Source organism: Pontibacter ruber (assembly GCF_023630205.1).
Classification (GTDB): domain Bacteria; phylum Bacteroidota; class Bacteroidia; order Cytophagales; family Hymenobacteraceae; genus Pontibacter; species Pontibacter ruber.
In genome coordinates, this window is the sequence record NZ_JALPRR010000003.1 from 795,392 (window position 1) to 815,272 (window position 19,881).

Annotated in this window: 23 protein-coding genes; 6 read left to right on the top strand and 17 right to left on the bottom strand. The window is 48.5% G+C overall.

What is annotated here, in order from left to right; genetic code table 11:
• The first annotated feature begins 44 nt into the window (after nt 1–44).
• From MJ611_RS15235 to MJ611_RS15245, 3 genes are read left to right on the top strand one after another with little or no spacing between them, the layout of a single operon-like run.
• Complete coding sequence (locus tag MJ611_RS15235) at nt 45–1,004, top strand: FAD:protein FMN transferase (protein WP_250430875.1); 960 nt, start codon at nt 45–47, stop codon at nt 1,002–1,004.
• Nucleotides 1,001–1,228, top strand: coding sequence for a DUF4266 domain-containing protein (locus MJ611_RS15240; protein ID WP_250430876.1), 228 nt, complete (start codon nt 1,001–1,003; stop codon nt 1,226–1,228). Before MJ611_RS15235 ends, MJ611_RS15240 begins: the two co-directional genes overlap by 4 nt.
• Complete coding sequence (locus MJ611_RS15245) at nt 1,213–2,430, top strand: DUF3570 domain-containing protein (protein WP_250430878.1); 1,218 nt, start codon at nt 1,213–1,215, stop codon at nt 2,428–2,430. The genes MJ611_RS15240 and MJ611_RS15245 overlap by 16 nt, the downstream gene beginning before the upstream one ends.
• 84 nt (nt 2,431–2,514) lie before the next feature.
• Here MJ611_RS15245 and MJ611_RS15250 read toward each other — a convergent pair whose 3' ends face one another.
• The 3 genes from MJ611_RS15250 to MJ611_RS15260 all read right to left on the bottom strand — a co-directional run bounded on the left by MJ611_RS15250 (nt 2,515) and on the right by MJ611_RS15260 (nt 5,741).
• Nucleotides 2,515–3,978: an aminoacyl-histidine dipeptidase gene (locus MJ611_RS15250; RefSeq protein WP_250430880.1), complete on the bottom strand. Its 1,464-nt coding sequence runs from the start codon at nt 3,976–3,978 to the stop codon at nt 2,515–2,517.
• A 127-nt stretch (nt 3,979–4,105) separates the two neighbouring features.
• Nucleotides 4,106–4,348: a hypothetical protein gene (locus MJ611_RS15255; protein WP_250430882.1), complete on the bottom strand. Its 243-nt coding sequence runs from the start codon at nt 4,346–4,348 to the stop codon at nt 4,106–4,108.
• Between the two features lie 118 nt (nt 4,349–4,466).
• Nucleotides 4,467–5,741, bottom strand: a complete 1,275-nt coding sequence (locus MJ611_RS15260) for a metal-dependent hydrolase family protein (RefSeq protein WP_250430884.1) — start codon at nt 5,739–5,741, stop codon at nt 4,467–4,469.
• 257 nt (nt 5,742–5,998) lie between these two features.
• Between MJ611_RS15260 and MJ611_RS15265 the strand changes: the two genes are divergently transcribed.
• Complete coding sequence (locus MJ611_RS15265; protein ID WP_250430886.1) at nt 5,999–7,297, top strand: hypothetical protein; 1,299 nt, start codon at nt 5,999–6,001, stop codon at nt 7,295–7,297.
• Nucleotides 7,298–7,734: 437 nt separating this feature from the next.
• Here the strand turns inward: MJ611_RS15265 and MJ611_RS15270 are convergent, their stop codons facing one another.
• The 3 genes from MJ611_RS15270 to apaG form a co-directional block, all read right to left on the bottom strand.
• Nucleotides 7,735–8,379 (bottom strand): hypothetical protein, encoded by a 645-nt coding sequence (locus MJ611_RS15270; RefSeq protein ID WP_250430888.1) that lies wholly within the window; start codon nt 8,377–8,379, stop codon nt 7,735–7,737.
• A 142-nt stretch (nt 8,380–8,521) separates the two neighbouring features.
• Complete coding sequence (locus MJ611_RS15275) at nt 8,522–9,307, bottom strand: O-methyltransferase (RefSeq protein WP_250430890.1); 786 nt, start codon at nt 9,305–9,307, stop codon at nt 8,522–8,524.
• A gap of 139 nt (nt 9,308–9,446) precedes the next feature.
• Nucleotides 9,447–9,833 (bottom strand): Co2+/Mg2+ efflux protein ApaG, encoded by a 387-nt coding sequence (apaG, locus tag MJ611_RS15280; protein ID WP_250430892.1) that lies wholly within the window; start codon nt 9,831–9,833, stop codon nt 9,447–9,449.
• Between the two features lie 100 nt (nt 9,834–9,933).
• Here apaG and ung point away from each other — a divergent pair, with 100 nt between their 5' ends.
• Entirely contained in the window at nt 9,934–10,596 is a 663-nt protein-coding gene (gene ung, locus MJ611_RS15285; RefSeq protein WP_250430894.1) for a uracil-DNA glycosylase, read from the top strand.
• A 356-nt stretch (nt 10,597–10,952) separates the two neighbouring features.
• Here ung and MJ611_RS15290 read toward each other — a convergent pair whose 3' ends face one another.
• Nucleotides 10,953–11,303: a DUF1622 domain-containing protein gene (locus tag MJ611_RS15290; protein WP_250430896.1), complete on the bottom strand. Its 351-nt coding sequence runs from the start codon at nt 11,301–11,303 to the stop codon at nt 10,953–10,955.
• A 188-nt stretch (nt 11,304–11,491) separates the two neighbouring features.
• Here MJ611_RS15290 and rlmH point away from each other — a divergent pair, with 188 nt between their 5' ends.
• Entirely contained in the window at nt 11,492–11,965 is a 474-nt protein-coding gene (gene rlmH, locus MJ611_RS15295; RefSeq protein ID WP_250430898.1) for a 23S rRNA (pseudouridine(1915)-N(3))-methyltransferase RlmH, read from the top strand.
• A gap of 137 nt (nt 11,966–12,102) precedes the next feature.
• Here rlmH and MJ611_RS15300 read toward each other — a convergent pair whose 3' ends face one another.
• From MJ611_RS15300 to MJ611_RS15345, 10 genes are all read right to left on the bottom strand, one after another.
• Nucleotides 12,103–12,669: a hypothetical protein gene (locus MJ611_RS15300; protein WP_250430899.1), complete on the bottom strand. Its 567-nt coding sequence runs from the start codon at nt 12,667–12,669 to the stop codon at nt 12,103–12,105.
• Nucleotides 12,670–12,778: 109 nt separating this feature from the next.
• Nucleotides 12,779–13,522, bottom strand: a complete 744-nt coding sequence (locus tag MJ611_RS15305) for a hypothetical protein (RefSeq protein WP_250430901.1) — start codon at nt 13,520–13,522, stop codon at nt 12,779–12,781.
• A 159-nt stretch (nt 13,523–13,681) separates the two neighbouring features.
• On the bottom strand, nt 13,682–14,149 hold the full coding sequence (locus tag MJ611_RS15310; RefSeq protein ID WP_250430903.1) for a hypothetical protein: 468 nt from the start codon (nt 14,147–14,149) through the stop codon (nt 13,682–13,684).
• 104 nt (nt 14,150–14,253) lie between these two features.
• Nucleotides 14,254–14,727 (bottom strand): hypothetical protein, encoded by a 474-nt coding sequence (locus tag MJ611_RS15315; protein ID WP_116543990.1) that lies wholly within the window; start codon nt 14,725–14,727, stop codon nt 14,254–14,256.
• Between the two features lie 238 nt (nt 14,728–14,965).
• Complete coding sequence (lepB, locus tag MJ611_RS15320) at nt 14,966–16,069, bottom strand: signal peptidase I (protein WP_250430905.1); 1,104 nt, start codon at nt 16,067–16,069, stop codon at nt 14,966–14,968.
• A gap of 15 nt (nt 16,070–16,084) precedes the next feature.
• On the bottom strand, nt 16,085–16,801 hold the full coding sequence (dapB, locus tag MJ611_RS15325; protein ID WP_250430907.1) for a 4-hydroxy-tetrahydrodipicolinate reductase: 717 nt from the start codon (nt 16,799–16,801) through the stop codon (nt 16,085–16,087).
• Nucleotides 16,798–17,457, bottom strand: a complete 660-nt coding sequence (locus MJ611_RS15330) for a DUF5683 domain-containing protein (RefSeq protein WP_250430909.1) — start codon at nt 17,455–17,457, stop codon at nt 16,798–16,800. Before MJ611_RS15330 ends, dapB begins: the two co-directional genes overlap by 4 nt.
• A gap of 6 nt (nt 17,458–17,463) precedes the next feature.
• The gene (locus tag MJ611_RS15335; RefSeq protein ID WP_250430910.1) at nt 17,464–18,384 is read right to left on the bottom strand and encodes a ParB/RepB/Spo0J family partition protein; all 921 of its coding nucleotides are present in this window, start codon (nt 18,382–18,384) and stop codon (nt 17,464–17,466) included.
• A gap of 13 nt (nt 18,385–18,397) precedes the next feature.
• On the bottom strand, nt 18,398–19,180 hold the full coding sequence (locus MJ611_RS15340; protein ID WP_250430912.1) for a ParA family protein: 783 nt from the start codon (nt 19,178–19,180) through the stop codon (nt 18,398–18,400).
• 7 nt (nt 19,181–19,187) lie between these two features.
• Nucleotides 19,188–19,868: a metal-dependent hydrolase gene (locus MJ611_RS15345; protein WP_250430914.1), complete on the bottom strand. Its 681-nt coding sequence runs from the start codon at nt 19,866–19,868 to the stop codon at nt 19,188–19,190.
• Nucleotides 19,869–19,881: the final 13 nt, after the last annotated feature.

Sequence of the window (19,881 nt, forward strand, 5' to 3'; positions counted from 1 at the left end):
TTCAGGGACCTTCAAAGAAGGCACACAAAAAAGTACTATTGCTGATGGGCACACGCTTCGAATTGACAGCGGTGTCAGAAGACGAGCAGCAGGCACTGAAAGCAATTGACGCAGGCATCAAAGAAATACAGCGCATCGAAGCGCTTATATCGGAATGGCAGCCAAACACCCAGGTAAGCGAAATTAACCGAAACGCCGGCATCAAGCCGGTGGTGGTCGACAGGGAGCTCTTCGATTTGATCATCCGGAGCAACCGTATCTCCAAAATGTCGGGTGGTGCTTTTGATATTACCTGGGCCTCTGCCGATAAGATCTGGAAGTTTGACGGCAGCATGAAAAAAATGCCTTCTCCGGAAGAGGTTGCCGCATCGGTAAAGCGTATCGGCTATGAGAAAATCATTCTCGACCCTACCAAGCCCAGTGTTTTTCTCAAAGACAAAGGTATGAAGATCGGGTTTGGGGCAATAGGCAAAGGCTATGCCGCCAACCGTGCCCGCGATGTGATGCGCAACATGGGCATCAGCAGCGGTGTGGTAAATGCTGCAGGCGACCTGATTGCCTGGGGCCGCCAGCCGGACGGGCAGCCCTGGTACGTGGGCATTGCCGATCCTGCCGAGAAAGACAAGGTTTTTTCCTGGCTTACTGTTAACGAGACCGCTGTAGTTACTTCCGGCAGCTACGAAAAATTTGTAGAATTCAATGGCAAGCGCTACGGCCATATTATCGACCCCCGCACCGGCTATCCTGTTTCCGGCCTCAAGAGTGTGACCGTAATTTGCCCCAACGCCGAACTGGCCGATGCCCTGGCTACTACGGTATTTGTGCTGGGGAAAGAGGAGGGCTTGTACCTGATCAACCAGCTGAAAGGAGTGGAGTGCCTGCTCATTACTGACGAGGACGAGATGGTCACTTCCGATAACCTGCACCTGCACTTTTATAAGAATCAGAATCCTGCCAAACTACGTAAAGAGAAATCACACGCTTTAAAAGAAGAGGCAAGATGAGGAAATTACGTGTCTGTTTAACTGTTGCTTTCTGCTCTGGTTTGATGCTCCTGCTCAACAGTTGCGAAGTAGTTAAACCCTACCAGAAGACTTTTCTCAACGAAGAGGAAATGAAGCTCAGCGCCCGCAAGGTGGAAACCTTTGAGTTTAACTTCCAGACGTACCGGGAAGGAGCTGCCGGTGCCAACAGCGGTAAAGTAGGAGGAGGATGCGGATGCAACTAAAGTATGCAGGCATGCTGGTAGCCTGGACAGTGGCTACAGCGGCAATGGCACAAACCCAGGTTACTACTCCTAAACGACGGGTAAAGGAGCTGGACCCGACCGAGGTCAACATCCTGGGCAGTTATTACTCACAGGATGGAGAGCATTCCCCGGTTACCGGGGGCGTGGGTACCGAAGAGCTGACTGACGTGACGCCGACCGTGATCGTAAATGTTCCGCTCGACACGACCACCAACATGATCGTGAACTTCGGGATGGACTTTTATAGTTCTGCCTCCACAGACCGGATTGACTACAATATTTCCTCTGCCTCCAGCCGTGACACGCGCATACACATGGATGTAGGTCTCAGTAAGCGCAACAATGCCCGTCGCGTAATCAAAAGTATATCCATCGGGGGCTCCACCGAATACGACTACCAGTCTTTGTCGCTGGGGCTGGGCTGGAGCAAAGGGTCTGCAGACGGTAACCGGGAACTAAGTTTTGCAGGGCAGGCTTTTTTCGACACCTGGACGCTCATTTACCCGATAGAGCTACGCACCGGCCAGGAGCTGCTGGATACAAAGAAGCGCCAATCCTACAACTTTTCGGCAACGCTGTCGCAGGTAATAAACCGGCGTTTGCAGGGTTCTCTTACTACGGACATTGTTTACCAGAGCGGGTTGCTTTCGACGCCTTTCCATAGGGTATACTTTCAGGAGCAGGAATTGCCAAAAGTGGAACTACTGCCGGATAACCGCCTGAAGTACCCCGTAGGCTTGCGCCTGAACTACTACATCAGCGACTATCTTACTTCGCGTTTCTTTTACCGGTTCTATGCCGATAACTGGGGCATTGTAGCCAATACAGTAGAACTGGAAACACCGATCAAGATCGGCCCTTTCTTTTCGTTCTATCCGTTCTACCGGTACCATACTCAAACCGAAGCCGATTATTTTGCACCTTACAAAGTGCACGATCTGGGGGAGGAATTTTATACTTCTGATTACGATCTTTCTGCTTTCAACAGCCACAAGGCGGGGCTTGGGGTACGTTATTCGCCCCTGATGGGCATTGCAGAAGGGCATTTCCCTTTCCGACGTAAAACAACGTTGTTTAAGAGTGTAGAATTGCGCTTTGGCAACTACTGGCGCAGCGATGGCCTGAAAGCTTTCATCATTAGTGCGGATCTGGGCTTTACCATCAGCCCGCGAGAGCGGTAAGGTGCGCAACCCAAGCAATTAAAAAGTATAAAAGCCGCCTGCTTGTATCAGCAGGCGGCTTTTATACTTTAACTCAGGTTATACTTATGCTTTTGCCGGAATACGCTTGAGCGTTTCCAGCAGGTAACCCCAGTATTTCTGCACCGAGCTGATCTGTACTTTTTCGTCTGGGGAGTGGGCACCACGGATGTTCGGACCAAAAGAGATCATCTCCATTTTAGGATAGTTAGCACCCACAATGCCGCATTCCAGGCCGGCGTGGCAGGCATTCACGTGGGCTTCCTCTTTGTACATGTCGCGGTACAGGTCGCTCATCAGCTTCACGATGGTAGCACCCGGGCGTGGCGTCCAGCCCGGGTAGGAACCGGCAAAGTTTACTTCTGCACCTGCCAGTTCAAATGTGCTCTGGATGGCACGGGCCAGGTCCATTTTTTCGCTGTCTACGGAGCTTCGGGTGAGGCACTGGATGGTATAGTTGCCGTCTTTTACCAGCACGCGGGCCAGGTTGTTGGATGTTTGCACCAGGTTCTCAATCTCCGGGCTCATGCGGAAAATTCCGCTAGGGCAGGCATACAGCACCCGTAGCAGTTTGTGCTGGAACTCTTCGGAGAGGGCAGTTGCTGGTGTATTTACAGCTTCAACTGTCACCTCCATGTTCGGATCTGTGGTGCGGTATTCGTCTTTCAGATTGGCGGTTTCCTGACGGATGAAGTTTTCAAAAGCTGCTTTCTGGTTTTCCGGTACGGCCACTTCGGCAAACGATTCGCGCGGAATCGCATTGCGCAGGCTGCCGCCATCAATAGAGCTCACGCGCAAGCTAAAGGACGAAGCAGCCTGGAACAGCAGGCGGTTCATGAGCTTGTTGGCGTTGCCTCTGCCTAGGTGGATGTCCATACCCGAGTGGCCGCCTGTCAGGCCTTTCACGCCTACACGGTAGCCGTGCATGCCGCCCTCCAACGACTCCTGTTGGTAAGTGCCTGTAGCGGTAACGTCCACACCGCCGGCACAGCCGATGGTCAGTTCCCGGTCGTCTTCGGTGTCGAGGTTGAGCATGATGCTGGCGTCCAGCATGCCACCTTTCAGGTTCAGCGCGCCCGTCATACCGGTTTCTTCATCTATTGTAAACAGGGCTTCGATAGGCGGATGCTGAATGTCTTTGGATTCCAGCAAGGCCATGATGGTAGCCACGCCAATGCCGTTATCTGCTCCCAGTGTAGTGCCTTCTGCCTTTACCCAGTCGCCATCCACAAACATTCTGATGCCTTCGGTTGCAAAATCAAAGTTGGTATCAGCATTTTTCTGGTGTACCATGTCGAGGTGGCTCTGCAGGAGCACAGTCTGGCGGTCTTCCATGCCCGGGCTTGCCGGCTTTTTGATGATCACGTTACCGATCTCATCTTCGATGGTTTTCAAACCCAGACGGTTGCCAAAATCTTTGATGAACTGTATCACCCGCTCTTCTTTCTTGGAAGGGCGTGGCACTGCATTCAGGTCTGCAAAGTTACTCCAGAGGGCCTTGGGCTCCAGGTTTCTTACTTCGGTGCTCATATAGTAAGGTTGGTCTATGGTTAAATTTGATACTGATTCCGGGTTTGAAGGTAGTAATTATACTTTATACTTCAGGCATAAAGTATAACCGCACCTCCAAGGCAGATCAGCTATACCTGCTGCTGATTTACTGAGCAGCTTCAATGGCCTGTACCAGTTCTTCGTCCGAGAGCTGCTCGTTCCAATTGCTGTCCAGTTCTAATCGTACGCTTTGCGCGCCACCGCTCGGCGTACAAACTACCGGTACTTTTCCGTCTTTGTTTTCGGCCAGTTCGGCTGCTTTTTCTCCTTCTTTTCCCTCCAGTCCGGAATAGGCCTGCGCGCAGGTCCAGGTGGTGTTTTCCTTATCGGTTACTTCGCGTTGTATCATGGTTATACTTTGTGTTAGTGTATCGGGCACGTTCCATTGTTCCAGGAAACCGCCACCTGCACTGGTACGTGAAAAGCAGCTGTTTGCTTGCCTTTACCACACAAAAAGTATAGAAGTGTTAGTATTTGTAGACCACGCCGTCCTTCATTACCAGCTTTACTTTCCGGATCTGGCTGATGTTTTTTGTAGGATCTCCTTCCACGGCAATGATATCAGCGAGTAAGCCTGTTTTAATCCTGCCTATCGAGCTGCCTTGCCCAAACGCATCGGCGTTTACGGAGGTAGCCGAACGCAGCACTTCCAGCGGTTTCATCCCATAGTCCACCATCATTTCCATTTCGCGGGCATTGTCGCCGTGCGTGAACACGCCCACGTCGCCGCCCATCACGATGGTAACACCGGCATCAAGCGCTGCAGCAAAGCTTTTGCGCTTGGCTTTGATACGCTCCGGCTCTTCCTCGCTTCCTTTTTTCCAGCCACGGTACTGCGTAATGGCGTCGCCGGCAGCCAGGGTAGGGCAGAAGGCTACCTTGTTCTTTTTCATCAACCTGTAAATTTCAGGAGTGGCGTCGTCACCGTGCTCGATGGTAGATACTCCGGCAAGTATGGAACGGCGCATGCCTTCCGGGGTAGATGCATGTGCCACTACCGGGCGCCCGCTGCTGGCTGCCACCTCCACCATCTTTTTCAGCTCATCTACCGTGAAAGTGGGCTGAGCTTCTTTGTTCAGACCCCAGCGGTAATCGGCGTATACTTTGATCAGATCGGCACCTTTCCCTATTTGCGTGCGCACTTCTTTGATCAGGGCGTCTGTTCCGTCGGCTTCGGCAGCTCCGATGGGCGTCGTGATTTCATAGCTCAGTTCTTTAGGTCCGTAACTACCGGTAGCCACAATGGCCTTGGTGGCAATGAGCATGCGCGGACCTGGGATGATGTTTTTGTTGATCGCTTCTTTCAGGCCCACATCGTCGTACTCTGCGCCTTCGGTGCCCAGATCGCGTATGGTGGTGAAACCAGCCAGCAGCGTATTGCGGGCGTGCACTGTAGCTCTTGCCACCCGCTCAGCCCGCGACTCTTTCAGTACTTGGTCGTTCCAGGTAGTTTCGTTATAGGGGTGCAGCAGCAGGTGGCTGTGTCCCTCTATCAAGCCGGGCAGTAGGGTAGTGCCCGGAAGCTCCACCACCTGCGCTTGCGGCGGGGTATTCGTCATCATGCCAACTGCCTCAATTTTGTTGTTTTTTACCAGCACCTGCCAGCCTTCGTGCATCTTTTCTCCGTCAAACACGCGTGCAGGCTTGAGCAGATACCAGGTGTCAGCAGTTGTTGCCTGCGCAAGCAGCACTTGACAAGGGAAAAAGAGCAGCAGAAGAACAAATAGTGTCAGTTGTCGCATAGGGTGTCTGTATAAGTATACTTCAGAAGGCTAATCGTCATGCCTAATTATTCCGACTACAATTTAAAGAATTGTCGGAGCCAAAGGAGCCGGAAAGAAGAAAAGTTGCAGGCAGATGGTTGCATAATTTGATCTATCAGCACCCAACCGTTAGATTCTTTATTGTAAGCTATCAAATAACTAGCCGGCAACTGAACAAGCATCCTGGTACGGGGTAAAATTATGGGTAGTCTTTCCAATCTTAAAGCACGACACCTATGGAAAAGCAAGATCTACCCCGAGGGTTTCAGGATATGATGCAGTTTGGCCTGATAGAAGCACTGCTCGGCCGCCGCTCCCGCCGTTTTTTTATGGGTGCCGAAATACCGGATGGCGTGTTTAAGTATAAATCGAAGCATGCACCTGTGCCGCTTACCGAACTGGAGAAACTGCTGGTGGTAACGGCCTGCGGCGGTAATACGGGTTGGCACCACATGATCCACAGGGCGCAACGGTACGCGCCGCACCTTTCCAATTATGCCGGTGCGGCAGGAGGGCGCACTTTTCCATCAGCGGCAGGTTTCCATACCAGCAAAACGTTTTTTACTGATGATGAAGGCGTATACGTGCTGGACAACCGCGACGCACCCGCCAGTGCTGACCGACACGAAGACGGATCGCTGGAGCTGGAGGCGGTACTGGAAGCACTCCGGAGCAACGTGCGTAAGTTGCAAAACGGGCGTTTACGCCTGCCGGCAGAGGTACCGTTTGTAGAGGCACACAACACCTGGGTAGCCAACCAGCCGGGCACGCTGCTGGTGATGCCTGTGGGGGACCTGGCACAGCACGTTTTGCTTGGCATTTGCTACATGCTGCAGAACGGCTACATCCTCTACGACGACATCCATAAACGCCCGATACCAGGTATTGAAAAGTATAAGCACCTCTACGACGAAGAAAAGGTATGGAACATTACTTTGCTGGAGCAACTTTCGCTGTCGGAGGTGACGGTGGAACTGGCTACCAGCTGCTACGCAGGTACCCTGATGCTGCAGGCAATGGGGCTGGGAGGCTGGATGTACGATGGCATTGATTTGTTCAGTATGCTGGGAGCCAGCGGCGTGCCGGATATACCTGGCCTCGGCTTCCGTTTTGATACAGATGACCGCTGGCCGTACCCGAATCCGACCGGACTGGAAGGTGTGATGGAAGGCTTTTGCCCGCCGCACTACCCGGACATGCGGGCAGCAGTGGAGGCCGTTGTGGATCGCAAGTATGGCAAAGGCGGTCCTTTTAACCCTGATACTGCTGGCCCCTGGAAGAACTCGGCAAAAGTGCGTGGCGCAGCCCAGGTGCACAGCGAAGATTTTAAAGCCTGTGTGGCGTTGCAGGCGCAGTACGTGTACGATACCTTTGGCAAATTCCCGGGTACGGTGCCATCTATCTTCACGCTCATGTACCTGCAGGCACACCACCTGGACCTTGACTTTTACGACACGTTCTACAAACCGGGAGCCTACCTGAAAACACATGCCGAGCATATGGCGAAGTGGCATGGTGGGGATGGATTCAAATAGGAATTATGAACCTCTTAGCCAACTGTACCTCATACTTTTGATTTTGTAGCTCTTCGCTGGCTTTTCGCCTCGCCGGCGGGGCCTTACTTTTCTCCTTGATGAGAAAAGTAAGCAAAAGAATCAAGACGATTTTGAACTCGCTGAACGCTCAAACAAAAAATCGTCATCAGTGCACCTGGCAAAAGCCATTGCTTTAAAAGTATACTTTTAAACTATACTTCTACTCCCTATGGCGCGAGCGTCCTCGCTCGTGTTCTATTATTTGCTGGGCCTCCGGCCCAGTTGAGTCAGAGACTCAACCTTATTCTTTGGTCACGAATCTGGAGATTCGCGCCAGTGATTTTAGTACTTAGCAGCACCCTTCGAGGAGGAGATTTGGCCGTTGCTATAGTTGAGGTTATACTTTCATCATTGCCTATATGTGCAATCACAAAGTTTTACTGCCCAGAACTATCCTCTTTCGCTTCTTCCTGGTGCACGAGGTAGCTGGTGAGTTTGTTCCATTGCAGCGCCTGAATACCAGCCCAGCCTCCTTCGGCTACCAGGGTGTTCAGCAGGGCGCGATTCCCAGCTTCCGGACCCTGGTTGTTGATGCCTTCGTTCTTGCCTATTTCAAGGCCAATCAGCTTATTGCCTCGACGCTCTACCCGGAAGGTGCTGCTGGCTTCTTTGATGAAAAAGTGCTGAATTACTTCTTCCCCTGCTGTACTTTCGGTAGGTTTTTCGCTGGGATGGACGGTAAACTCGGCTACATCGCCGGCTTCCTTTATATCGGTTATCCTAACCCAATTTTCGATGGCGGCTCCGGGCAGTATGATCTGCATGTAATAACCAACTTCCGGTTTGGTGGCATTGCTTTTCCGGCCGTGCTGGTCGTAGAGCGTGAAAGTGGAGTTGATACCTGCCAGATCAGACCATTTGTTTACATCAAACAGCTTCTTTTTTGCCCTTTCAAACTCCTGGCGTGCAGTGGCCTCATCGGCAAAGGTATTTTCGTTGGTGTAGCGTTTGTCCTTTGTTTCATCCCCCTGCACGATTTTCACTTCTTCTTTTACTTTATCTATAATCTTCCTGATGCCCATCTTATACTTGCTTCTAGCTTAACACAATGCTTTAGCTTACGGCTGTAGCAGGCAGATGTTGGTTCCTGCGGGCAGACAGGAAGCTGGTGGAAAGATAGCTGAAGCCGGAAATTAACCTGTCGGCAAATAGGGCAGGTTATACTTAATAAAACAGGGTAAAATGTTCCTTAGGCTGCGACTTGCGGAAGAAAACGAGCCCGATGAAGAAAAGGTCTACCGTCTGAAGTACCTGCGGGTGCTGTTTTATCTCTTCCCAGGCTTGCTTCATCTCGGCAGACCAGTACAGGTCGTCCAGCACAAATACGCTGTATTCGTGGCTTTTGGCAAGGCAGGCGTTAAAATATCGCATGGTAGGCTCGTAGCGGTGGTTGCCGTCGAAGAAAGCAAAATCCAGCTTATCTACCTGCTGGAGTTGCCGCTGCAAAGTTTCGTCCAGGTTTCCTTCTATCACCTGCACATGCTTCAGGCCCAGGTGTTGGAGGTTTTCACGGGCAACGCCGGCAATGGCAGGGCAACCCTCAAAAGTATAGAATTGTGCCTGGTGCCGTGCTTCAGCCATGTAACTGGTGGTAATACCCAGCGATGTGCCCAGATCGAAGATGGTAGCGGGCTGAAAGTGGTTCACCAGCCGGAACAGCAGTTTGGCATATTTGGCTGGCTTGGCTGCGGTGCGGGCGATATCCTTTACCCTGCGTTCGTGTTTGTTTCCGCTTTTGGGGCCTGCGCCAAAGTCAGTTACCTGCAGCTTTCGGTTATCTTTCAGCAGTTTCTGCCGGAGCGCCTCTACCCGCGGGTAAGCAAAATACGTTCCGTCGTGCTGAATAACATGGTGGTACAGGCCGAAGATGAAAGGGGAGTGTACACCGTGTAGCTTGAAGGATCGCAGTCGGTAGCTCAGGTATTCAGCGGCAAAGCGAAAGGGAAGCACTTATTAAGGGTTAAATTGTTGATTGTTAAATTGTTCCTGTATTAATGTAGGAGCACGGTCTATGGACTATGACCGTTTGTTGCTGAAAATTAAAAATAAAATCGTTTCAACAGTATAGCAATTTAACAATCAACAATCATCAGTTTAGTTTATATGGCACGATCAGCACAAATTCCGGGATACTTGCGTTAAACTGCTTCCCATCCACGAGGCGCTCCATCAGGTAGGTGCCCCGCATTTTGCCCATGCCGGTTTTCAGGTTGCAGCCCGAAACGTATTCGTGCGACTCACCGGGTTCCAGCACCGGTTGCTGCCCTACAACACCTTCACCCTCTACTTCGCGTACTACCCCGGTAGCATCGTGTATGTACCAGTGGCGGCGCAGGAGCTTTACGGTAAACTCGCTGTTATTTTCTATATTGATCTTATAGGCAAATACATAGTGCTGCTGTACCGGACTGGAATAATCTGGAAGGTAATTGGTCGTAACCGTTACTTTTACACCTTCAGTAGTTTTTGTATCCATGTTACAGAGTTTTTTGTATACTTAGAAACCTTTTCAGGGAGAGTTTATACTTGCTGAATGGAGGTTTCCTGATAATCTAACCCACTACCCTCACATACTCATGAATGTAAAGATAGAAGAAAGCTGGCAAACTGTACTACAAGATGAATTTGAAAAACCATATTTCAAAAATCTTGTGTCTTTTGTTAAAGACGAATACAACTCCGAAAAAGTTTACCCGCCGGGCAACCAGATCTTCAATGCTTTTTGGATGTGCCCATTTGATGAGGTAAAGGTAGTTATTTTAGGGCAAGATCCTTACCACGGTCCAAAACAGGCCAACGGATTGGCTTTTTCAGTGAGCGATGATGTACGCATACCGCCTTCGCTGGTGAACATTTTCAAGGAGATAAAAAGCGATTTGGGCAAGGACCTGCCGCCAACCGGAAACCTGGAGCGGTGGGCCCAGCAGGGGGTATTGCTGCTAAATGCAACCCTTACCGTACGTGCCGGAAATGCCGGTTCTCACCAGAAAAAAGGCTGGGAAGAGTTTACCGATGCCGTAGTAAAGAAAGTGAACGAGCTGAAGGAACATGTGGTGTTCATGCTATGGGGAGCCTATGCCCAGAAAAAGGGTGCCTTTATCGACAGAAACAAACACCTGGTGCTGGAAGCAGCACATCCATCACCGTTTGCCGCAGACCGGGGCTTTTTCGGGAGCCGCCACTTCAGCAAAGCCAACGAGTACCTGATCGCCCACGGTAAAGAGCCCATCGACTGGTAACAATCCCTTTAAAGTACAAAGTATAGCAAGTATAAAGTATAGCCGGAGGTGCGTTTCATTCTGAATTCCGGAGCCACAAATTATTCTCATTCTGTTAAGAAGCTTGGTAGAAGGGAGTTTACGTCTGTACTACTAGCTACCAAGATCCTTACAGGATGACAAAAGAAGAGAAGAATACAGCCCTAAGTATAACCTGAGAAATACTTATCAGCCGCAGTGCTTCATGGCGCGAGCGTTCTCGCTCGCGTAATAAACGTTTTTTATACTTATGCCTGCAATTCTACAAGCAGTGCAAAGAACTCAGCCGACGCGGAAGTGCCAAGAATTATAAAGTATAGCCGGTGCTATTTCTTTTTTTACTGCTCCGGCTCCTTGTTCTGCCACGGAAATTTGCCTTCCAGCTCCACCTGCAGCGACAAGCTCAGGAAGGTTCTGATCAGCACGATCAACCCCAGCGTCATCACCCTTTCCAGACTTGGTTCGGTCACTACCGTGGCAATAATGTCTGCTGCCACCAGAATTTCCAGCCCCAGCAGAATGGCTTTGCCCAAATCCAGCCGCAGTTGCTTATACGTTCCGGTCTTGGTCTGCAGCACCAGGAAAATGTACTTGATGAGCGCAATGGCAGCACCCACCGAAATGATCAGTACACCAATTCCTTCTATGATTCGGGCTGTTTGCTCAATGTAAATTCTGATGTATTCCATACCTGATGGGTTGCCTGCAGCGAGTTTTTGAGTTGCTATACTTATACGGTATTCTGTTACAATGCCTGCTCAGAAGCTGCTCATTTTTATACTTTAGCCGGATAGCAGAGCGGCAACTATAGCTTGAAGTCTGTTGCTTTTAGGAAAATATAGCTTTTAGAGCGAAATTGGCGAAAATACAGCAGCAGATGAAGATCAAGCTTATCGCAATAGGCAAAACAGACGAGAAGTTCCTGGAAGAGGGTATCGAAAAGTACCTTAAACGACTGAAGCATTATCACCCTTTCGAGTTTATCGTGATCCCAGATATAAAGCAGGCGGGCAAGTATACTGCTGATAATCTGAAAGAGGCGGAAGGCAAGCTGATACTTCAGAAATTACAGGACGGCGACCATGTGATTCTGCTCGATGAAAAAGGAAAAACATTTACCTCTTCGGAGTTTGCCAGTTTCCTGCAAAAGAAGCTGAATGCCGTTACCACCAACCTGGTATTTGTCATAGGTGGTGCTTTTGGTTTCTCTCCGGCCATTTACCAGCGGGCCAACGACCAGATCGCCCTTTCTAAAATGACCTTCTCACACCAGATGGTAAGGCTCTTCTTTACCGAACAACTCTACCGGGGCTTCACCATACTTAAAGGAGAAAAGTATCATCATGAGTAGGTAGGGGATGGGTTTTGGAGGTGAAGTCCGTAGTATAAAGAAGGCGCCAAGTTCCTCCAACTGCTGACCTTCTGTACAACAATGGCTCAAAAAAGGTGCTTGGCTGTATCCAGTAAGTAGCTTTTGTTGATATTTTTTCAGGCTACACCATTAACACTGAATTCCACCACTTCCTTTGTTGTTAAGTTTATAATTAATTGAAAGTAGCAATCACCTCCGTCCATTACCTCAACTAGTCCATCTTTCCAGTAATCATGTCCCTGCAATGTGCAGAAGGCATTGATATAAATAAGCTTTTGCCCATCCGAATTAATAGCTGGTATATACTGGCGAGCATAGTTAGATGGATTTTCTATTATGAAGATCTCCTTCTGGAAATTATATTTTGGATACTTGACCTTCATTTCATTAAAAATCTTAATCTGGGACTGATTGTACTGATCAATCTGCTTTAATAACAGTAGTTCTGCTAGCGTTATTTCCTCTTTAGATAACCCTACTAGGCTGAGATTTTTAGAAAAGCTCCAGTATATAGAGTATCTAGATGAATCATATGTAAATACTACATAGGTAAGAGAGTCTACATTTACTGAAGGCTCAACAATGGTTTTCTCTTTAGCTTCTACTATGGGCAGATTTTTTTTGGCCTCAGAGTTACAGGTGAGGAGTCCTAGCAGTGTTATAAGAATGATCTGGGATTTCACTTATATAGGGCAAAGTGTTTGTGGTTCAGCCATGAAACTCAAGCAAAAAAGTTGTTTTTCAATAAAGTTTTGAATGTTGTACTACGGTCTGCCAGACGCAATAACCTTATTAGTCGTTCATAGTTTTTCTTGGTTTGCTGGTCGGTTCTGATTTTAACAATTGTCTGATTGAGGCTAAATGCCCGAATAGTACGATTGGGACTATAAATGCTGGTAGCCAACTAAATGGAAAGTGTAAGATCGCTACGTTTGGTTGATCAAATGCAAACTTCTGTATTGGTGTAGGTGTGGAAAGTATGGCATTCACAACAATATTTATCAAGAGGCCCAGGCAAATGAAATTCCAGATGAGAATGCTTCGTCGGCTTAATTTAGTTCGTGTAAATCCGAAGTAAGCAACAAATGGAGCTGAAATTCCAGCTAAAATATCAAAATTCCGCCCTTCAAAAGTCATCAGTTCAGGAATGGTTTTGTTGAGGAAAAGCCAGTACAAAACTACCTCGACCGGAATTCTTACTACGTGCAAATAGGTCAGGTTTTTCAGTGGTAAACTGTCAATAAACTGTCTCCCGTTTTGAGTGGCAAATGCATAAATTATTGTCAGGATTGCCGGGAAGACGCCGGATAACAAAATTTTAAGTGGAAATGAATTTGGATCTGAGTTGTAAATATTATTCAGTGTCAGTATTGCTTGGATTACTAACCAAAGCGTGAAAATTATAAGAAAAAGCGTTGTTCTTCTTCGTGTTATTTCAGACGCTGAACTTCTGATCGTCCATAGGAAAAGTGACAATGTTGCAACTGTTGTCAGAGCAAAAGTCAGAGAAATATACGTTGGTAGATTGTCTATCATATTCTGAGTTTTACAGTGGTGTACAACGGATTGGTTTAGACGACTTGAGAGGCTTTAGCTCGGCATTGTTTTTTATACATAACAGACCGCTTGGTTTCTTCAGTGCCTCTAGATTGAAGAAGTTCTGCACCAGTAATCGCTGTAGAAGATGTTGGATCTCTATTTTCGAATGAAGGTGTATTTTTGTACTCCAGTAAAAGGCTTATTATCTTCATCATAAAGAATGACTTCATAATTTAATTTTAATGAATCTGCAGAAACCTCTTCAATCAATAATTTCATTTCACCTCCTGGTTGACCATAATTCATTTCCTTCCACACGATTTTGAGAAACTTTCCATTCTCGATTATCCAGGAGCCAGCATGTACATATTGGTGAGGGTTGCAGGCCTCCTCTTCTTTAAAACGGAAATATCCGGTTTCTTCAAAACTCCAAATTTTCAACTTTGAACAATCATCTAGAGTTTGGTTGAGTCTGAACTGTGAAGGCTCTGTAATTTTAACTGAATGAAGCTGCCAATCCTTTGACAATGCTAATTTAGTTTTCATTAACCTTTCCTCCTCGTTATCTTTTTCACATCCAAAAAGCGCAATGATTAGAAGAGATAATAAGAAGAAGTCTTTCATGGTTTTAGTTTGTAAAGTGTTTATAAGGAAATTAAAATAATGGCTAACGGACTTGGCCATAAGGCGGCGTAGCTGGCTTATGGGTGTGGTTATCTAATTTTGTTTTACCTACCGTATATTATATATTCTTCCCTTACTGTGTAGATGATACTATCAGGCATTGCAGGATTCATAATAACAGCTTCCCATTCTTTAAGCACAGAATCCCCTTTTTCAAGGTTAGGCTCAAAAACCTGAAATTTCACATATCCTGTATCATTTCTAACTACAGCATTTATGCCACGCCCTTCCATTATGTCTTCAAAGGAAGCCCTTCCTTTGAAAAACCTTATAGTAGTACTATCAGAATATCCAGCAGGAAATTTATAGTTCTTTAAAAACACTTTTGCTCTATACCAATCATGATTTTTTAATTTTTTCTTTTCATATAAAGCCAAAAGATATGGTCCTGTAGGGTATGGCCCTATAGACTGCAGAGGCACTACTTTATAATTAAATTCATCTGCTTCGCCAATTTTTTGCTCGCTTTGCTGGCATGAGAGAAAAAGCAGAAAGATTAATAAAAGTAGGTTTTTCATTAAATCACTATTTTAGATAACTACTGTATAAACGGAACCCTATTCCGTTAATCTGCACTATGTGTGGAATAACTGTTGTTCAGAATGGCTTTTCATTAACGACATTCTGATCTAAGATAAGTATAATTCGCTTCCTTAACTTTCTTTTTATATTAAATATTTTACATATTCTACCAGGCGCCTATAAAAAAAGCCAGCCCTGCGGGGCTGGCTTTTCAGCTTTTATACTTTGCTATACTTAGTGAATCGTGTTGAAGATGCGGTTCCAGCGGATCCTGTCGAGGAAGCCGCCGTTCGGGTCGGCAGACATCCAGATCATCACGGCTTTGCCAACAATATGGTCGGCTGGCACAAAGCCCCAGTAGCGGGAATCGAGGGAATTGTGACGGTTGTCGCCCATCATAAAGTAATAGTCCTGCTTAAAAGTATACTGCTTGGCTTCTTTGCCGTCGATGTAGAGCTTGCCCTCGCGTACCTGTGCATTGTCGTTGTGCTCGTAGGAAAGTATAACTTTCTCGTAGAGCGGCAGTGTTTCCGGTGTAATGGCTACCGTAGCACCCTCTTTGGGTATGTACAGCGGGCCATAGTTGTCGCGGTTCCAGGCGTACTTGCTCGGCACATGCGGGAAAACCTCCGCTTCAGCTCTGTAAGATGGGTTTTTCAGTAGTTGAACACTTTTGATGAAATCTAGGGCTTCAAGTTCTTTTGCCTTTGCAGGCGTAGTCATGATCACAAACGTTCGCTCCTCCATTTGCTGCACGTCGGTAATATCGCGCTCCAGGAAGAACTTCTGGTTCAATAAATTATTCGACTCCAGGTAATAGCTGTACTGTAGCTTTTCCGGGTTTTCTACCGGCTTCCCGTTGATGTACACCTGCATATCACGGATCTGGATAGAGTCACCGGCAATACCAATACAGCGCTTGATGTAGTTGGTGCGCAGGTCGGCAGGGTGCTGCTCTTCCGGCGGGTAATTAAATACCACCACATCGTTGCGTTTTACTTCCGAAAAGCCCGGCAGACGGTACGATTTCAGCTGGATGGCGTCGGAGTAGGAGGGGATGTTGGTACCCCAGATGGTCTGGTGCGTGAGCGGAACCTGAAGCGGCGTCATGGGCGTGCGCGGGCCGTAGTGCAGCTTGCTTACAAATAGAAAGTCGCCAACCAGCAGCGATTTTTCCATGGATGGCGTCGGGATGGTGTAAGCCTCGAACGTAGCCCAGCGGATCAGGCTGGCTGCCACCACAGCGAAAAGTATGGCATCGCCCCATTCGCGTAAAAACCCTTTCTTCTTTTTAGGCGCTTTGGCCACGGGTTTCTTTTCCCAAAACTTTACGTTCATCTGCAAAGTGTTTTGTTACAGGTTTAGCATATCTTTCATACCGTAAACGCCCTGGCGGCCTTTTAGCCACTCAGCAGCCATTACGGCACCTTCTGCAAAGCCGGCCCGGCTATGGGCAATATGGCCAAGCTCAATCTTATCTACTTCCGAGCTATAGGTTACAATATGGGTACCTACCACATCCGGCTCACGCTCCGAAATAATGTTTAGCTTATCTTTTTGCGTATCATCGTCGCCCACCCAGCCATGCAGGTTAGGGTAATGCGCCAGAATGCCTTCTGCTGTCGTAATGCCCGTACCGCTTGGTTTGTCCACTTTCTGCAGGTGGTGCATCTCCCTTATCGAAACGTGGTACTCTTTGTAGGCTTGCATTTTTCCGGCAATATATTCGTTAAAATGGAAAAACAAATTAACGCCCACACTAAAGTTAGAAGCATAGAAAAAAGCGCCCTTGTTTTGCTCGCACAGTTGCTTTGCCTCGTCAAATTTATCCAGCCAGCCCGTTGAGCCAGAAACCACCGGAATGCCACTTTTCAGGCAGTAAGAAATATTGCCTAGCGCAGCTTCCGGATGGGTAAATTCTATGGCTACGTCGGTGTTTTCAGGAGTATAGTTTGCCAAGGTACCGGCGTTGGTATGGTCTATGGTTCCTGCTATCTGGTGACCTTTGCTCAGGGCCATTTGCTCAATGGTCTTGCCCATTTTGCCATAGCCGATCAGGAGAATTCTCATTTTGATTTTGTGTATAAAGTAAGGGTAAGCCCCGGCGTCAGCGCAGGGGAGTGGAAAGGGTGTACCCGCATCAGATCAGGCTGCACCCGCAGGCTCAGGTTATCACTCACATCAAAGTCCTTCATATGCGCATGCACATAGGCTTCTGCAATGTTCAGGGTATAGGCTCCTACCGATAACAGGATGGTCAGGTCACGGTTACGACGGTAATAGTCGCGGTAATACTTCAGGGCCTGCTCGGAGTTGGGGAGCCCCTTGCCCAGTATAGGATGATCGTAGTACTTATCTATACCGCCACTTTTGCGGGTGTTGAGTGCTACCCGGTAATCCTGGTACTTGTTGTTATTGTCGATGAGGAAGTAGCCCAGCACAGCGCCCGTAGCATAGATAATGGGTATCTTCCAGTAAGCTTTGTTATAGGCCTGGCCTAAGCCAGGTATGACGGCTGAAAATATAGCCGCTTTCCCCGGTCGGTCAAGGTTGCGCAAGCCCTTCAGGAAGAACTGTTTTTCCTGTACCGTCGTGTCCGTTTCCTGGGTGATCACCTGCACAGAGTCCGGGCCGGCGGTTATGACCTGCCCCAGCGCCTTGCCGGGAAATAACTGGAGCAGTAGCCCCAGCAGGATAACTGCCAAGCCGTAGGGCAATTGCTTCATCAAACGTTAGTAGTTTAAGATTTCAAGTATACGGTTCAGCTCCTCCACCGACAGGAACGGGATCTTGATCTCGCCTTTGCCGTCGTTGTTGGCCTTTACCTGTATCTTGGTGCCAAACTGAGAAGACAGGCGGGTTTCAACCGTCTTGATCTCCTCTTCATACTTGTTGAATACCAGCTTCTGCTGCGGATCCGGTTTTTTCTTGGCGTTCTGCAGGTTACGCACCAGTTCCTCCACTTTGCGCACCGACAGTTCCTTGGCCACCACTTCCTTGAACACATCTAACTGCTGCTCCACCGTGTCGATGTTGATGAGCGCGCGGGCGTGGCCCATCGTGATCACGTTATCGCGCAAAGCAATCTGGATATCCGGCGGAAGCTTGAGCAGGCGCAGGTAGTTGGTAACCGTTGTACGCTTTTTGCCTACACGGTCACCCAGTTCTTCCTGCTTCAGGCTGCACTCGGTCAGGAGGCGCTGGTAGGAGAGGGCAATTTCAATCGCGTTCAGGTTTTCACGCTGAATGTTCTCGATCAGGGCCATCTCCAGCATCTGCTGGTCGTCGGCTTTGCGGATGTAAGCGGGTATGCTTGTTAAACCGGCAATTTTGGCTGCCTGGTAGCGGCGCTCACCCGAGATCAGCTGGAACGTGTTCTGGTCGAGCTGACGAACCGTGATGGGCTGAATAATGCCTTGTATTTTAATAGACTCAGCCAGTTCTTCCAGCGCGGCCTGGTCAAAGTGGGTACGCGGCTGGTAAGGGTTCGTCTGTATCTGATCAATAGCTATATCTGCGATGGTATTGACTTCGTTAATGGTGGTGGTAGATTCGGCTGTTTTGCCGGTATACTTATTTCCCTCTAGAAGAGAGCCAAGGCCTCTGCCGAGGCCGCCTTTACGCTTTGCTGTTGAATTATTGTTATCAGACATGTAAACAAATAAATTATTTCGCCAGCTCTACGCTGTTCTTCTCTGCTATTTCGCGGGCCAGGTTCAGGTAGCTCATTGCTCCCTTGCTTTCTGCATCGTGCAGAATGGCAGGTATACCAAAGCTCGGCGACTCGCTCAACTTCACGTTTCTAGGTATGATCGTATCAAAAACCATCTGCTGGAAGTGTGTTTTCACTTCTTCCACCACCTGGTTGCTCAGGCGCAGGCGCACGTCGTACATGGTCAGCAGTATGCCTTCGATGCTCAGCTCCGTGTTCAGGCGCGACTGAATGATCTTGATCGTATTCAGGAGCTTGCCCAGACCCTCCAAAGCGAAATACTCGCACTGCACCGGAATCACCACAGAATCGGCGGCTGTCAGGGAGTTTACCGTGATCAGACCTAGCGACGGCGAGCAGTCGATGATGATGTAATCATACTTCTCTTTCAGCGGGGCCAGCGCCTCACGCATCTTCTCTTCGCGGTTCGGGAGGTTGATCATCTCCACCTCAGCGCCCACCAGGTCGATGTGAGAGGGGATCAGGTCCAGAAACTCGATGTTCGGCGACTGCAGGATAATGTCCTCCACCTTCACATCCTCTACCATGCACTCGTAAATGCTGGTCGTGATGCTGGCCGGGTCAAAACCAAGGCCCGACGTGGCATTTGCCTGCGGGTCTGCGTCGACTAATAATGTCCTATACTCTAAGGCTGCCAGGCTTGCCGCCAGGTTAATGGCAGTGGTTGTTTTGCCCACGCCACCCTTTTGGTTAGCAACCGCAATTATTTTTCCCATCTAAAAATTATAGGTTTATAGTTTGACCTATTTCCAACAATATAAGTTCCTTGCCTGCCATCTGCGCTACTTCCTTCACCTCTTCATGGTCTATTTTGATGTACGGGAAGGTGTCGTAGTGCATACCGATCACGCGGTCAACTTGCACAAAATCAGCGGCGATCATGGCATCGTGGATGTCCATGGTAAAATTATCGCCGATAGGCAGCAGGGCAAAATCCACGTCGAACTGCTCAGGTATGAGCTTCATGTCGTAGGTGAGGGCGGTGTCGCCGGCAAAGTAAAAGGTAGTGTCTTCCGTCTCCACCACAAAACCGGCCGCGTTACCTGCATACGTACCATCCGGCAAAGAATTGGAGTGAATGGCATTTACCATCTTTACCGTGCCGAACGGCAGCGTCACTTTGCCACCGATGTTCATCGGGTGCGTTTTTTTGATTCCCTTTTCCGCATACCAGCCCACAATTTCGAAGCTGGAGATAAGCGTCGCATCGCTGTTTTTGGCAATGCGCTCAGCGTCGTGCACATGGTCTTGGTGGCCGTGTGAGAGCAGAACATAATCTGCCCGGATGCTGTCCACTTCGATTGCTGAGGCTAGCTCATTAGGAGAGATGAACGGATCGAATAAAATACGGTGTTCACCTATCTGAAATAAAAAGCAGGACTGGCCGTAGTATGTTATTTCCATAATGTTGCTAGTT

Coding starts and splice junctions, on each gene's coding strand:
- MJ611_RS15235 (WP_250430875.1), top strand. CDS start 45: ATGGGCACACGCTTCGAATTGACAGCGGTGTCAGAAGACGAGCAGCAG.
- MJ611_RS15240 (WP_250430876.1), top strand. CDS start 1,001: ATGAGGAAATTACGTGTCTGTTTAACTGTTGCTTTCTGCTCTGGTTTG.
- MJ611_RS15245 (WP_250430878.1), top strand. CDS start 1,213: ATGCGGATGCAACTAAAGTATGCAGGCATGCTGGTAGCCTGGACAGTG.
- MJ611_RS15250 (WP_250430880.1), bottom strand. CDS start 3,978: ATGAGCACCGAAGTAAGAAACCTGGAGCCCAAGGCCCTCTGGAGTAAC.
- MJ611_RS15255 (WP_250430882.1), bottom strand. CDS start 4,348: ATGATACAACGCGAAGTAACCGATAAGGAAAACACCACCTGGACCTGC.
- MJ611_RS15260 (WP_250430884.1), bottom strand. CDS start 5,741: ATGCGACAACTGACACTATTTGTTCTTCTGCTGCTCTTTTTCCCTTGT.
- MJ611_RS15265 (WP_250430886.1), top strand. CDS start 5,999: ATGGAAAAGCAAGATCTACCCCGAGGGTTTCAGGATATGATGCAGTTT.
- MJ611_RS15270 (WP_250430888.1), bottom strand. CDS start 8,379: ATGGGCATCAGGAAGATTATAGATAAAGTAAAAGAAGAAGTGAAAATC.
- apaG (WP_250430892.1), bottom strand. CDS start 9,833: ATGGATACAAAAACTACTGAAGGTGTAAAAGTAACGGTTACGACCAAT.
- ung (WP_250430894.1), top strand. CDS start 9,934: ATGAATGTAAAGATAGAAGAAAGCTGGCAAACTGTACTACAAGATGAA.
- MJ611_RS15290 (WP_250430896.1), bottom strand. CDS start 11,303: ATGGAATACATCAGAATTTACATTGAGCAAACAGCCCGAATCATAGAA.
- rlmH (WP_250430898.1), top strand. CDS start 11,492: ATGAAGATCAAGCTTATCGCAATAGGCAAAACAGACGAGAAGTTCCTG.
- MJ611_RS15305 (WP_250430901.1), bottom strand. CDS start 13,522: ATGATAGACAATCTACCAACGTATATTTCTCTGACTTTTGCTCTGACA.
- MJ611_RS15310 (WP_250430903.1), bottom strand. CDS start 14,149: ATGAAAGACTTCTTCTTATTATCTCTTCTAATCATTGCGCTTTTTGGA.
- MJ611_RS15315 (WP_116543990.1), bottom strand. CDS start 14,727: ATGAAAAACCTACTTTTATTAATCTTTCTGCTTTTTCTCTCATGCCAG.
- lepB (WP_250430905.1), bottom strand. CDS start 16,069: ATGAACGTAAAGTTTTGGGAAAAGAAACCCGTGGCCAAAGCGCCTAAA.
- dapB (WP_250430907.1), bottom strand. CDS start 16,801: ATGAGAATTCTCCTGATCGGCTATGGCAAAATGGGCAAGACCATTGAG.
- MJ611_RS15330 (WP_250430909.1), bottom strand. CDS start 17,457: ATGAAGCAATTGCCCTACGGCTTGGCAGTTATCCTGCTGGGGCTACTG.
- MJ611_RS15335 (WP_250430910.1), bottom strand. CDS start 18,384: ATGTCTGATAACAATAATTCAACAGCAAAGCGTAAAGGCGGCCTCGGC.
- MJ611_RS15340 (WP_250430912.1), bottom strand. CDS start 19,180: ATGGGAAAAATAATTGCGGTTGCTAACCAAAAGGGTGGCGTGGGCAAA.
- MJ611_RS15345 (WP_250430914.1), bottom strand. CDS start 19,868: ATGGAAATAACATACTACGGCCAGTCCTGCTTTTTATTTCAGATAGGT.